A 14,052-nucleotide genomic window follows, 5' to 3' on the forward strand; every position below is an offset into this window, starting at 1 on the left:
AGTTCCAATTGGAACTGATCCTTTGAAAAGCTTGGCGGCGTCCTACTCTCACAGGGGGAAACCCCCAACTACCATCGGCGCTGAAGAGCTTAACTTCCGTGTTCGGTATGGGAACGGGTGTGACCTCTTCGCTATCGCCACCAAACCTGATGGAGAGAATGTTCTCTCAAAACTAGATAACAATGTTCATTTTTCACATTAGAATATAGGTTAAGTCCTCGATCTATTAGTATCTGTCAGCTCCACGTGTCACCACGCTTCCACCTCAGACCTATCAACCTGATCATCTTTCAGGGATCTTACTTCCTTGCGGAATGGGAAATCTCATCTTGAGGGGGGCTTCATGCTTAGATGCTTTCAGCACTTATCCCGTCCGCACATAGCTACCCAGCGATGCCCTTGGCAGAACAACTGGTACACCAGCGGTGCGTCCATCCCGGTCCTCTCGTACTAAGGACAGCTCCTCTCAAATTTCCTGCGCCCGCGACGGATAGGGACCGAACTGTCTCACGACGTTCTGAACCCAGCTCGCGTACCGCTTTAATGGGCGAACAGCCCAACCCTTGGGACCGACTACAGCCCCAGGATGCGATGAGCCGACATCGAGGTGCCAAACCTCCCCGTCGATGTGGACTCTTGGGGGAGATAAGCCTGTTATCCCCGGGGTAGCTTTTATCCGTTGAGCGATGGCCCTTCCATGCGGAACCACCGGATCACTAAGCCCGACTTTCGTCCCTGCTCGACTTGTAGGTCTCGCAGTCAAGCTCCCTTGTGCCTTTACACTCTGCGAATGATTTCCAACCATTCTGAGGGAACCTTTGGGCGCCTCCGTTACATTTTAGGAGGCGACCGCCCCAGTCAAACTGCCCACCTGACACTGTCTCCCTGCCCGATAAGGGCAGCGGGTTAGAAGGTCAATACAGCCAGGGTAGTATCCCACCGATGCCTCCACCGAAGCTAGCGCTCCGGTTTCCAAGGCTCCTACCTATCCTGTACAAGCTGTACCAACATTCAATATCAGGCTGCAGTAAAGCTCCACGGGGTCTTTCCGTCCTGTCGCGGGTAACCTGCATCTTCACAGGTACTATAATTTCACCGAGTCTCTCGTTGAGACAGTGCCCAGATCGTTGCGCCTTTCGTGCGGGTCGGAACTTACCCGACAAGGAATTTCGCTACCTTAGGACCGTTATAGTTACGGCCGCCGTTTACTGGGGCTTCAATTCGCACCTTCGCTTACGCTAAGCGCTCCTCTTAACCTTCCAGCACCGGGCAGGCGTCAGCCCCTATACTTCGCCTTACGGCTTCGCAGAGACCTGTGTTTTTGCTAAACAGTCGCCTGGGCCTATTCACTGCGGCTTCTCGGGGCTTTAACACCCTAAGAAGCACCCCTTCTCCCGAAGTTACGGGGTCATTTTGCCGAGTTCCTTAACGAGAGTTCTCTCGATCACCTTAGGATTCTCTCCTCGCCTACCTGTGTCGGTTTGCGGTACGGGCACCTCTCACCTCGCTAGAGGCTTTTCTTGGCAGTGTGGAATCAGGAACTTCGCTACTAAATTTCGCTCGCCATCACAGCTCAGCCTTCACGGGAAACGGATTTGCCTATTTCCCAGCCTAACTGCTTGGACGCGGATATCCAATACCGCGCTTACCCTATCCTCCTGCGTCCCCCCATTGCTCAAATGGTGAGGAGGTGGTACAGGAATATCAACCTGTTGTCCATCGCCTACGCCTTTCGGCCTCGGCTTAGGTCCCGACTAACCCTGAGCGGACGAGCCTTCCTCAGGAAACCTTAGGCATTCGGTGGACGGGATTCTCACCCGTCTTTCGCTACTCATACCGGCATTCTCACTTCTAAGCGCTCCACCAGTCCTTCCGGTCTGACTTCACTGCACTTAGAACGCTCTCCTACCACTGTTCGTAAGAACAGTCCGCAGCTTCGGTGATACGTTTAGCCCCGGTACATTTTCGGCGCAGAGTCACTCGACCAGTGAGCTATTACGCACTCTTTAAATGGTGGCTGCTTCTAAGCCAACATCCTGGTTGTCTAAGCAACTCCACATCCTTTTCCACTTAACGTATACTTTGGGACCTTAGCTGGCGGTCTGGGCTGTTTCCCTTTCGACTACGGATCTTATCACTCGCAGTCTGACTCCCAAGGATAAGTCATCGGCATTCGGAGTTTGACTGAATTCGGTAACCCGGTAGGGGCCCCTAGTCCAATCAGTGCTCTACCTCCGAGACTCTTACCTTGAGGCTAGCCCTAAAGCTATTTCGGAGAGAACCAGCTATCTCCAGGTTCGATTGGCATTTCACCCCTACCCACACCTCATCCCCGCACTTTTCAACGTGCGTGGGTTCGGGCCTCCATTCAGTGTTACCTGAACTTCACCCTGGACATGGGTAGATCACCTGGTTTCGGGTCTACGACCACGTACTCATGCGCCCTATTCAGACTCGCTTTCGCTGCGGCTCCGCATCTTCTGCTTAACCTTGCACGGGATCGTAACTCGCCGGTTCATTCTACAAAAGGCACGCCATCACCCGTTAACGGGCTCTGACTACTTGTAGGCACACGGTTTCAGGATCTATTTCACTCCCCTTCCGGGGTGCTTTTCACCTTTCCCTCACGGTACTGGTTCACTATCGGTCACTAGGGAGTATTTAGCCTTGGGAGATGGTCCTCCCGGATTCCGACGGAATTTCACGTGTTCCGCCGTACTCAGGATCCACTCTGGAGAGAACAACATTTCAGTTACAGGGCTGTTACCTTCTTTGGCGGGCCTTTCCAGACCTCTTCGCTTATATCGTTCCTTTGTAACTCCGTATAGAGTGTCCTACAACCCCAAGAGGCAAGCCTCTTGGTTTGGGCTGTTCCCGTTTCGCTCGCCGCTACTCAGGGAATCGCATTTGCTTTCTCTTCCTCCGGGTACTTAGATGTTTCAGTTCCCCGGGTATGCCTTCTCATACTCTATGTATTCAAGTATGGATACTACTCCATTACGAGCAGTGGGTTTCCCCATTCGGAAATCTCCGGATCAAAGCTTGCTTACAGCTCCCCGAAGCATATCGGTGTTCGTCCCGTCCTTCATCGGCTCCTAGTGCCAAGGCATCCACCGTGCGCCCTTTCTAACTTAACCATTTCTTACTTTAGAAAGAATCACTATGTGTGATGAACTTTGCATTGCATTCAATGTGAATGTATTACTTATTGTTATCTAGTTTTCAAAGAACAATCCTGTCTCGCTAGAGACATGTTTGAAGGAATGATCCTTCAAAACTAAACAAGACGAAAAACGTACGCTGCTCCATATATCCTTAGAAAGGAGGTGATCCAGCCGCACCTTCCGATACGGCTACCTTGTTACGACTTCACCCCAATCATCTGCCCCACCTTCGGCGGCTGGCTCCATAAAGGTTACCTCACCGACTTCGGGTGTTGCAAACTCTCGTGGTGTGACGGGCGGTGTGTACAAGGCCCGGGAACGTATTCACCGCGGCATGCTGATCCGCGATTACTAGCGATTCCAGCTTCACGCAGTCGAGTTGCAGACTGCGATCCGAACTGAGAACAGATTTGTGGGATTGGCTAAACCTTGCGGTCTCGCAGCCCTTTGTTCTGTCCATTGTAGCACGTGTGTAGCCCAGGTCATAAGGGGCATGATGATTTGACGTCATCCCCACCTTCCTCCGGTTTGTCACCGGCAGTCACCTTAGAGTGCCCAACTGAATGCTGGCAACTAAGATCAAGGGTTGCGCTCGTTGCGGGACTTAACCCAACATCTCACGACACGAGCTGACGACAACCATGCACCACCTGTCACTCTGTCCCCGAAGGGAAAGCCCTATCTCTAGGGTTGTCAGAGGATGTCAAGACCTGGTAAGGTTCTTCGCGTTGCTTCGAATTAAACCACATGCTCCACCGCTTGTGCGGGCCCCCGTCAATTCCTTTGAGTTTCAGTCTTGCGACCGTACTCCCCAGGCGGAGTGCTTAATGCGTTAGCTGCAGCACTAAGGGGCGGAAACCCCCTAACACTTAGCACTCATCGTTTACGGCGTGGACTACCAGGGTATCTAATCCTGTTCGCTCCCCACGCTTTCGCTCCTCAGCGTCAGTTACAGACCAGAGAGTCGCCTTCGCCACTGGTGTTCCTCCACATCTCTACGCATTTCACCGCTACACGTGGAATTCCACTCTCCTCTTCTGCACTCAAGTTTCCCAGTTTCCAATGACCCTCCCCGGTTGAGCCGGGGGCTTTCACATCAGACTTAAGAAACCGCCTGCGAGCCCTTTACGCCCAATAATTCCGGACAACGCTTGCCACCTACGTATTACCGCGGCTGCTGGCACGTAGTTAGCCGTGGCTTTCTGGTTAGGTACCGTCAAGGTGCAAGCAGTTACTCTTGCACTTGTTCTTCCCTAACAACAGAGCTTTACGATCCGAAAACCTTCATCACTCACGCGGCGTTGCTCCGTCAGACTTTCGTCCATTGCGGAAGATTCCCTACTGCTGCCTCCCGTAGGAGTCTGGGCCGTGTCTCAGTCCCAGTGTGGCCGATCACCCTCTCAGGTCGGCTACGCATCGTCGCCTTGGTGAGCCGTTACCTCACCAACTAGCTAATGCGCCGCGGGTCCATCTGTAAGTGACAGCCGAAACCGTCTTTCATCCTTGAACCATGCGGTTCAAGGAACTATCCGGTATTAGCTCCGGTTTCCCGGAGTTATCCCAGTCTTACAGGCAGGTTACCCACGTGTTACTCACCCGTCCGCCGCTAACATCCGGGAGCAAGCTCCCTTCTGTCCGCTCGACTTGCATGTATTAGGCACGCCGCCAGCGTTCGTCCTGAGCCAGGATCAAACTCTCCGAGGTATGCAGGATGCATATCACACATGCGTTGCTACACGATGTAGCGAACTTAGCATGTGATCATTTCCTGCCTCGCCAGTTTGACTGACTACCTATGATGTATCATAGGATTTTTTATAAAAACTCGAATTAACAGGTACGTTTTGTCTTGTTTAGTTTTCAAAGATCATCTTCGTTATCGCTCAGAGGCGACTTTATTAATATAACATTCTATCAAGATGAAGTCAACAACTTTTTTCTTGAATGTTATTTCTCAACCGCGCTGTTTCAGCGGCGAATACAAATATAACACCTTTTAAAAGAAGAAACAAGTATTTTTTCTAAATAATTTATTTTTCCTGATCTCTTCCTATATATTCGTACAAAAAGGGCTTAACTCCGTAATTCACTATTGTTGATCCTGTAGGTCTTTAGTATATTTATAATAGATTGAAATTTAATAACCGCAGGGGGAGCCTCGTGCTGAGAGTGAACAATTCGTTGTTCTGACCCTTTGAACCTGTCAGTTAATACTGAAGTAGGAATGTGGAATCACTTGCATACATGCATGTATGCAAGCCGATATGTTTTTCTATGAATCACATACTCATCCTGACATGGTCTCTCCTTGCACAATTCGTGAAAAGGGGATTTTTTTATGCAACAATCAAATCAATTAGTACGACTGATGGAGATCGCCATCATGACTTCTCTTGCACTTGTTTTAGATTATTTATCAGGTCTCTTTTTAAGAATGCCAAACGGCGGGTCAATTGCACTGATCATGATTCCTGTCATTCTCATGTCCATTAGATGGGGCGTGTCTGCTGGATTTATCATCGGTGTGTTAATCGCAGGACTACAGCTGATGAACAATCCTATTATTGCTACACCTGTACAAGGATTTCTCGATTACTTTGTCGCATCTGTTGTGATTTGTTTAAGCGGGCTATTCTCAGGATCAATTAAAAAAGCCATTCAGGATAAAAAGCGAAAGAAACAATTCTTCTATATTATCCTAGCTGTATTTGTCGCCAGTTTCTTCAGACTGCTGACGTTCTTTATTTCAGGTGTAGTTTTCTTTTCTCATTATGCACCAAAAGGAACACCAGGATGGGTGTATTCATTAGTTTATAACAGCACATATATGATTCCTTCATTTATCATTTGTAGTATTGTTCTTTGTTTACTCATCCCTAGTGCGTCTCGTTTGGTTTTTCCTCGACAAAAATAACCCAGCTGTTTCAGCGGGTTATTTTTTTATGCATAATTTGCTGCTCTATTGAATCTATTAATAGTAGAAGATTTCATGCTGGAGGTACGACAATGAATCCTTACTCCATTATGCTGTGCTGTTACATCCTCAGTCTCGCCTACTTTTTGGCCAGTTTCTATGAGGCATTAAAAATAGCAGGTGTGAAAGGAAAAGTAGAAGCTTCTCCTTTTATATCTTATATTTTACTCGCCACCCTTTTTACTTTTTTCTCTCATTATTACTGGAAGCTGACGATATAATCTGTTGAATCTGAGCACTTAGTACAGACAGCTCCCATCCATACCCTATTTCTTCATGGTTCTCACCAGCCAGCTCAAACTGGCTGGTGACGGCAAAACTAGGTTGAAGTTTTTGATAAAATTGCTTCGCTGAATTTTGCTCAAATACCCAGAGCAGCATATTCTGATAGCCTTTCTCTATTAAATAATCCACTCCTTTTGCAATCAAAGCCATACCCGCTCCTGATTTCTGTTTTCTCTGCAACAAATAGATGGCATAAAGCTCGCCATCATATATTGAATATTTCTCATCACGCTGTTTTCCGAAGGAAGCAAAACCAAATACTCCGTCAGCATCCTCTGCGACAAACGTGCCTTCAAGCGACCTGCTTCTCCAGCTCTCTTCCCGCTCCTCTACATTCAAAGCATCTAAATACTCTTGTGAAATAATGCCGTGATAAGTCGTTTGCCAGCTCTTCACATGAATTTCGGCAATTTTAGGAATATCATTATGTACTGCATGTCTAACCTTCATCTGCACACCCCTTTTAGCCATTTTATAGTCTATGTTTCATATGATAAGTTGCTATTTCATAAAATTCAATCCTTAATGGATATTCGTTGACATTTCGTCAACACCCCTATATATTGGGTACGACTTCTTCTATTGAAGAGTTGAACTTTATGAAAAGGGGGAAGAAAGAGATGGAATTTAAAACAACTGAGCTTCGGCAGTTTTTAAAAGAACAACTGCAAATACGTTCTCTTTCATTAAGAGAACTCAGTACACAAACAGAAATTGATAAAGCCACACTGTCTAGAATCATGAACGGAAAAAGAAAACCAACTTTGAACCATTTACAGCGGCTTTCAGATGCTCTACACATTTCTTTAGATGATCTATTGGCCACGGCTGGATTTTCAATTAAAAACGAAAGAGTTCACGGTAATACGTTCATTCAAGCCGTAGAAGAGATTGAGCGAACGCTGAAAGATCATGATGTCTATGACGGGACGTTCAGCGAGAATGAATTGAAACAGAAGTTAAATGAATATGAAACCTATAGTCAATCAGATGAGGGAAAAGAAACAATCTCAGCAAATTTTGAAAAAAAGATAGATACGATAAGTGGTGTTGGACCATTTCTTGATCAATTGAAAAGCATGTACTGCTCGTTCATGAGCGGACGGGGGACTTCTCGAGAATTGATGTTGATGGGAGGCGCATTACTTTACTTCATTATGCCCGTTGATTTAATACCAGATTATATTTTTCCGATCGGCTATATTGATGACGCTGCAGCGGTGCAGGTCGTATTAAACCAGCTGACAAATAGGTCATAGCAGGTGACGGAGACATGAAAAAACAGAACAGCATTGACTTCGCATTATTATTCACTGTCATTTGCTTCTTTGTGATCAGCCTGCTGGCTGTGTATAGCGGATCGGGACAGTATGAAACGCAAGATATGTTTTATTTCGTCAAAAGACAAGTTTTCTGGTATATCGTCGGCTTTTGCCTTATGGCGGCAGTTGCTTACTTTGATTATGAACTGCTTGAGCGGTTATCTTTTCGATTATTTGCAGGTGGTCTCTTCCTCATCATTCTCGTTCATTTTTTTGGCACGAATCAAAATGGCTCCCAAAGATGGATCAGCTTGGGGCCCATGAAAGTGCAACCATCAGAATTTATGAAAATTTTTGTCATTCTTCTGTTAGCGGCTATTTTAAATCGATACAAACATCAGCGCTTTTCGTTTAAAGAAAGCATGATTCCTACAATGAACATCATATGCTGGACCGCTGTTCCTTTTTTCCTGATTTTAATTCAGCCAGATTTGGGGACGGCACTTGTGATCTTGTCTATTGCTTTTACACTGATGCTTGTGTCAGGCATTTCAAGTAAGATGATCGCTGCATTAATCGCTTCTTTTCTCGCGCTTCTTGCATTTTTGACCTACTTGCACAATGAACATTTTGAGCACTTTACAAAAGTGATTAAACCTCATCAGCTTGATCGCATTTATGGGTGGCTCTCCCCAGATGAATTTGATTCGACATATGGGTATCAACTGAAACAAGCAATGCTTGGCATTGGGTCAGGACAATTATCAGGAAGCGGGTATACAAAAGGAAATCAAGTACAAGGGGGAAATATCCCTGAAGCCCATACAGATTTTATATTTGCAGTCATTGGCGAGGAGTTTGGTTTTATCGGCGCCTCCCTATTGATCTGTTTATATCTTATGATGGTCTATCGAATGATTCATGTGGCTATGCATGCGAATACCCTTTATGGGCTTTATATATGTGCTGGAGTGGTTGGGCTGATCGTTTTTCAAGTCTTCCAAAACGTTGGGATGACAGTAGGGCTAATGCCTGTGACTGGTCTTGCCCTTCCTTTTATCAGCTATGGGGGCAGTGCGCTTTTAACCAATATGATCGCCATTGGCCTTGTGTTTAGTGTCAATCTGAGGTCCTCATCCTACATGTTTGGACGTAACTGGGATTGAAGGTGATGTCATTGATTCTTTCTCACCTAAAAAAAATCGACTACATTCTTGCTGGGACGATTGTTTGTCTTTGTTTCTTTGGATTACTGATGGTGTACAGTGCGAGTTATCCTTTAGGCGAAATAAAATATGGACAGGGCAGCTACTTCTTCATGAAACAGTGGCAATGGCTTTTGATTGGGTTCTTCTTTTTCATCGCTGCGGCCCTGGTTCCATATCAAGTTTACCGTAAATGGATTCGGTGTCTTGTGATGCTGTCATTGTTATGTCTTCTCCTTGTCCTGCTTCCTGGAATCGGTGTTGTCAAAAACAATTCACAGCGATGGATTCAATTGGGCTCTCTGATCATCCAGCCGTCTGAGGCTGTGAAATTAGTGATGATCATCTATTTTGCCTATGTATATGCAAGGAAACAAGCGTACATTACATCCTTTAAAAAAGGAGTCCTGCCTCCACTTCTTCTTTTAAGTCTAGCTTTTTTATTGATTTTAAAACAGCCAGATTTAGGTACAGCAGTTTCTATTTTATTGAGCTGCGGTATCGTCTTATTATGTGCTGGACTTAAAACACGCCACCTCATTCTACTAGGTTCGACGGCTGTGGCAGGGATCACTTTTTTTGCTGTGACCGCTCCTTATCGTTTGAAACGGATCACTTCTTTTCGTGATCCTTTCATGTATGAAGATGGAGATGGTTATCAGCTGATTCATTCTTATCTCGCCATGGATTCAGGAGGACTGACCGGGAATGGTTTAGGCGGAAGCATACAAAAACTAGGATTTCTTCCTGAAGCCCATACAGATTTTATTATGGCTATCATTAGTGAAGAGCTGGGAATCATGGGGCTGTTGTTTGTGATGGGTGCCTACCTACTCATCATGTATCGCGCCGTTCGAATCGTTCAAGGTTTACAAGATCCATTTGGAAAGCTATTAACGATCGGGCTTACTTTTCAAATTATGATTCAAGCAGCCTTTAATCTAGGAGCTGTCTTTGGGCTTCTCCCCATTACAGGCATTCCTCTTCCCTTTATTAGCTACGGCGGATCTTCATTGGTGTTCATGATGATATCTGCAGGCATTCTTGTGAATCTCTCTTCATCTATCAAAAGACACCGGCATGTGCCCCAAGTAAAATAGACACCCTCTATCAGAAGGTGTCTTTTGATTTTTATTCTTCTATTTGACGATCAGCGATTTCTTTTTTTCTTGGCTGTTTGATTTCATTCGTCAGTTCTTGGATGCTTTGTTTCACATTGCCTTTGCCAGAGAAATTCTCAATAATTTCTTTAACATCAATTCCAGAGGAAGCTTTCAGACTTTCTTGAAGACTGGACATAAGGTTTGTCGCATAGCCGGTCACTTTGTTGGCGCCGCTGCCTTCCCCGTTACCACCTGTATCAACAACTGTAATTTTATCAATGTTAGAAAGTGGAGCAGATACTTGTTTCGCATATTCAGGTAGCATTTTCACAATCATATCAAGAATCGCCGCTTGGCCATACTGTTCGAATGCTTCTGCAATTTTCTCTTTCGCTTCTGCTTCCGCAAGTCCTTTCAACCTAATGACTTCTGCTTCTGTTTCCCCTTTTGCACGATCGGCTTCCGCTTTGGCAAGCCCGTCAATCCGAACTTTCTCTGCTTCTGCTTTTGCCATTGCTTCAATGCTGTATTTCTTCGCATCTGCTTCTGCAAGACGCTTCGCTTTTTCCGCCGCAGCCGACTGCTCAACAGCATAACGGTCCGCATCTGCTTTCTTTTTCACTTCAGAATCGTATTGACGCTCACGACGCTGGATCTCTTTTTCTTCTAATTCAATTTGCTTCTGACGTTCAATGATTTTGACTTGCATTTCTTGTTCAGTTACGTGCTGACGATTACGAGCTGTTTCAAGATCGTACGCTTGGTCAGCGCTTGCTTTTGCTGTATCTTGTTCACGTCTGAATTCTGCTCTTTTCAGCTCATTGATTTTTTCTGCTTCAGCGATTTCAGTGGCACGCTCAAGCTCAGATTTCTTCGCATCTTTATCTGCTTCTGCACGTTTGATACGTGTTTCTTTATCTGCTTCTGCTGTCGCAATATCTGCATCGCGTTTCACTTGAGCAATTCTAGGTTTACCTAGTGATTCTAAATAGCCATTTTTATCACGGACATCTTTGATTGTAAACGATACAATGACAAGACCCATTTTCGCTAGATCTTGAGAAGCGACACGCTGTACTTCTTGAGAAAATTTCTCTCTGTTTTTATAAATCTCTTCAACTGTCATTGACCCTAAAATGGAGCGAAGGTGTCCTTCTAGTACTTCTCTTGCTTCATTTTCACGATCTTCTTTTGTTTTCCCTAAAAACTGCTCTGCAGCAGTGGCGATTTCTTCAATTGATCCGCCAATTTTAATGATGGCCGTTCCATCCGCCATGACCGGTACACCCTGTTCAGTATAGACTTCAGGCGTTGAAACATCTAGCTTGCTAGATAGTAAGCTGAGCGGCTCTGCTTGTTGAAAAACAGGGAGTACAAAGGTACCTCCACCTCTTACAATCTTAATCTTGTTTCCACCTTCATCCACGTGGACATTTTTACTTCCGAGGTAACTTCCTGTGACGATTAATGCTTCATCTGGACCAGCTGTCCGGTATTTCGAAACAAATACACCAATAAGTGCAATGAGAATCACAAGCACAATTCCAATAATAATTAATATGGTTGTTCCTGGCATAGCATTCCCTCCTAGATTTCTTCATTTGGTATAACAGATAACACGCCTTTGTTCACTTCGACGACCAGCACCAGGGTTCCATATGGAATCTCCTCTTCGTCGAAACTGACGGCAGGCTTTGAGATTTTTCCGCTGTTACTAATTAACAGCACTTCTCCAAACCCATCTTTTGGTACAGATACAATGATCTCCCCAGTTCTTCCTTTTAGGTCGGCCTCCGTATATGAAAGAGATTCTTCAGCAGAGGAAAGCGGGACTAAGACAAATACATGTAAACAAGTAACGAGAACCACTGCGAGGATGGCAGATAATACGGCGCCAAGTCCACTTCCTACAATTGCTGTTTTTTCAGAGATAAATCCTCCAGCCGAGAAAAAGGTAAGAAATGCGAGGATCAATGTTGGTTGAAGGAACGGGACAGGAATCGCTTCAAACAATCCATCAAATACATCGCCAAAAAAGACGAAAACAAGCGTCAGGATTCCTGATACCATCAATATGTATAAGTACAGCGTCTGAAGAGGCAGCCCAAACACATCCATCTTCCTCACCCTTTCTTTATGAAATGAGCAGCCTTTCATTCATTTAGACCATGCTCACATCCAAGTGTATTCCTTCTAACAGGTAATACGAACCACTTTTGTAAAGGTTTCATTTTTCATCACAATTCATTAAAGGATTTCTCGGATAGCTAAAGAATGATTGTCTTGTACCAGTATGATAAAATTTGATCTTGAGGTGAGAGAAATGAGTTTATTACATGAAGCAAGACAAGAATTGTGGCAAGAGCTGCAAGGATTGAGCGAAGAACAATTAAATCAAAAATTATCTGATGATACTTGGAGTATTCAAGAAGTTGCAGATCATTTAAAGAAGATGGACCTAGTTGCAGCAAAACATCTAGCTGCCGAGGGGAAAAAAGCACCGATTAAAGAATATGAGCCAAAGCCGGTGGAAATGGCAGAGGATCGTTCAAGAAAAGCCACCGCGCCTAGTATTGTTGAACCAGAGCGCAAGCATGTGACACCTACACATTTAAAAGATGAGCTTGATACAGCTCGTGAGAAATTAAATCAAATTTTATCAACGTTTACAGAGGAAGATTTCAAACGCGTGATTGCACATCCTGTGTTTGAAGAACTTTCATTAAAGCAATACCTTGATTTTATCGGCGCACATGAAAAGCGCCATATTCATCAAATTAAAGAAATTAAAGAACAGCTATAAGATGTAAAAAAGACTCCCTTTTGGGAGCCTTTTTTCATTGTTACACTGTTTTAGGTGTTAAATCAAAGCAGCGAGCGTAAATCCAGTTGTATGCTTTTTCGTTGAGGTCTCTTGGGTTTCCAACTGTTTGCGGATCTTTCATTGCTTCTTTAGATAAACGGTCGATCATATCTTTTGGTACACCTTGTTCTTCTAATGAAGGAACTTCTAGGTCTTCCACTAAATCATACATCCAATTCACTGCTGCTTTTGCAGCTTCCTCTGTTGTCATTCTGCTTGTATCAATCCCGAATGCTTGCGCAATTCGAGCGAATTTCTCTGGGTACCCTTTCCAGTTATATTCCATGACAGGTCCCATCATTGCCGCTACACATTGACCATGTGCGACTGGAATAATGCCTCCAAGCGTTTGGCTCATCGCATGGGCTGCGCCAGCTGATTCACTGCCATAGGAAAGTCCGGCAAGCATCGCAGCTTGTGCCATGCCATATCTTGCTTCCAAATCCTCTCCATCGGCAAAGGCACGGCGAATATAATGAGCAGCATATTCAATGGCCATGAGCGCTACCGCATCTGTAATTGGCTGAGCAAACTTCATCGTATAGCATTCGATCGCGTGCGCAAGCGCATCGATACCCGTCATTGCCGTCACATGCGGCGGCATAGATACATGAAGCTCAGGATCAATCACTGTTAGGTGAGCTGCAATGAGCGGTCCACCTGTGTTGAATTTGAATTCCCTTTCTTCGTCAGTGATCACTGCCCACTGCGTGACCTCTGAACCTGTACCAGCCGTTGTCGGAATTGTGGTTAACGGAGGGATTCTATTTTCAAGCGGTTTTTTCCCCTCAGCCGCTTCGTAATCAAGAACTGATCCTTCATGAGTCGCTTCCACACCGATAGCCTTCGCTGTATCCATTGAGCTTCCGCCGCCTACTGCGACTAAACCATTACAGCCTTCTTTTTCATATAACGCAGATCCTTCACTCACTAAACGGACTGGCGGGTTTGGTTCTACTTTATTAAATAGAACCACATCAACTTGCGCTTCTTTTAATGAAGCAATCACTGGATCTACAACACCTGCTTGATAAATACCAGGATCTGTGACAAGCAATACCTTTGAAACGCCGTATGCTTTCACTTCTTCCCCAACATGTTTCACTGCCCCAATGCCATGCTTGATGACAGTCGGAATTTCAAACGTATGGAATTTTTGCATGCTTTCAATTTTCATATTTAACGTCATATAGAAT

The 14,052-nt window shown here is 45.1% G+C and carries 9 protein-coding genes, 3 rRNA genes and 1 riboswitch; of the genes, 5 read left to right on the forward strand and 7 right to left on the reverse strand.

The annotated features are described in order from the left end of the window. Nucleotides 1–29: 29 nt before the first annotated feature. The 3 genes from rrf to MHH31_RS14175 all read right to left on the reverse strand — a co-directional run bounded on the left by rrf (nucleotide 30) and on the right by MHH31_RS14175 (nucleotide 4,868). A 5S ribosomal RNA gene (rrf, locus tag MHH31_RS14165) occupies nucleotides 30–145 on the reverse strand. Between the two features lie 61 nt (nucleotides 146–206). Then, a 23S ribosomal RNA gene (locus MHH31_RS14170) occupies nucleotides 207–3,137 on the reverse strand. A 182-nt stretch (nucleotides 3,138–3,319) separates the two neighbouring features. Further along, nucleotides 3,320–4,868: ribosomal RNA gene (locus tag MHH31_RS14175) — 16S ribosomal RNA — on the reverse strand. Together the 16S, 23S and 5S rRNA genes form the textbook arrangement of a ribosomal RNA operon. A 435-nt stretch (nucleotides 4,869–5,303) precedes the next feature. Further along, nucleotides 5,304–5,406, forward strand: a riboswitch (TPP riboswitch). A gap of 96 nt (nucleotides 5,407–5,502) precedes the next feature. Between MHH31_RS14175 and thiT the strand changes: the two genes are divergently transcribed. Further along, complete coding sequence (gene thiT / locus MHH31_RS14180; protein ID WP_007500615.1) at nucleotides 5,503–6,078, forward strand: energy-coupled thiamine transporter ThiT; 576 nt, start codon at nucleotides 5,503–5,505, stop codon at nucleotides 6,076–6,078. Between the two features lie 240 nt (nucleotides 6,079–6,318). Here thiT and MHH31_RS14185 read toward each other — a convergent pair whose 3' ends face one another. Beyond that, on the reverse strand, nucleotides 6,319–6,873 hold the full coding sequence (locus MHH31_RS14185; protein ID WP_342494917.1) for a GNAT family N-acetyltransferase: 555 nt from the start codon (nucleotides 6,871–6,873) through the stop codon (nucleotides 6,319–6,321). A 170-nt stretch (nucleotides 6,874–7,043) separates the two neighbouring features. Here MHH31_RS14185 and MHH31_RS14190 point away from each other — a divergent pair, with 170 nt between their 5' ends. From MHH31_RS14190 to ftsW, 3 genes are read left to right on the forward strand one after another with little or no spacing between them, the layout of a single operon-like run. After that, a complete protein-coding gene (locus MHH31_RS14190; RefSeq protein ID WP_342494918.1) occupies nucleotides 7,044–7,682 on the forward strand; it encodes a DUF1232 domain-containing protein in 639 nt (212 codons plus the stop codon). 14 nt (nucleotides 7,683–7,696) lie between these two features. Next, nucleotides 7,697–8,851, forward strand: coding sequence for a rod shape-determining protein RodA (rodA, locus tag MHH31_RS14195; protein WP_342494919.1), 1,155 nt, complete (start codon nucleotides 7,697–7,699; stop codon nucleotides 8,849–8,851). Then, nucleotides 8,848–9,990 (forward strand): putative lipid II flippase FtsW, encoded by a 1,143-nt coding sequence (gene ftsW / locus MHH31_RS14200; RefSeq protein WP_342494920.1) that lies wholly within the window; start codon nucleotides 8,848–8,850, stop codon nucleotides 9,988–9,990. Before rodA ends, ftsW begins: the two co-directional genes overlap by 4 nt. 31 nt (nucleotides 9,991–10,021) lie before the next feature. On the opposite strand, the gene MHH31_RS14205 is transcribed toward ftsW, so the two are convergent. Together MHH31_RS14205 and MHH31_RS14210 are read right to left on the reverse strand one after the other, a co-directional pair. Beyond that, nucleotides 10,022–11,569 carry a flotillin family protein gene (locus MHH31_RS14205; protein WP_008344044.1) on the reverse strand — a complete coding sequence of 516 codons (1,548 nt, stop codon included), beginning with the start codon at nucleotides 11,567–11,569 and terminating at the stop codon, nucleotides 10,022–10,024. A gap of 11 nt (nucleotides 11,570–11,580) precedes the next feature. Next, nucleotides 11,581–12,111, reverse strand: a complete 531-nt coding sequence (locus MHH31_RS14210) for a hypothetical protein (protein WP_342494921.1) — start codon at nucleotides 12,109–12,111, stop codon at nucleotides 11,581–11,583. Between the two features lie 205 nt (nucleotides 12,112–12,316). Between MHH31_RS14210 and MHH31_RS14215 the strand changes: the two genes are divergently transcribed. Then, nucleotides 12,317–12,796, forward strand: a complete 480-nt coding sequence (locus MHH31_RS14215; protein WP_035389190.1) for a DinB family protein — start codon at nucleotides 12,317–12,319, stop codon at nucleotides 12,794–12,796. Nucleotides 12,797–12,836: 40 nt separating this feature from the next. On the opposite strand, the gene MHH31_RS14220 is transcribed toward MHH31_RS14215, so the two are convergent. Further along, nucleotides 12,837–14,045, reverse strand: coding sequence for an iron-containing alcohol dehydrogenase (locus tag MHH31_RS14220; RefSeq protein ID WP_025207855.1), 1,209 nt, complete (start codon nucleotides 14,043–14,045; stop codon nucleotides 12,837–12,839). Between the last annotated feature and the right edge of the window lie 7 nt (nucleotides 14,046–14,052).

Origin of the sequence: Bacillus sp. FSL K6-1033, from assembly GCF_038630765.1 — a bacterium.
GTDB lineage: Bacteria > Bacillota > Bacilli > Bacillales > Bacillaceae > Bacillus > Bacillus altitudinis.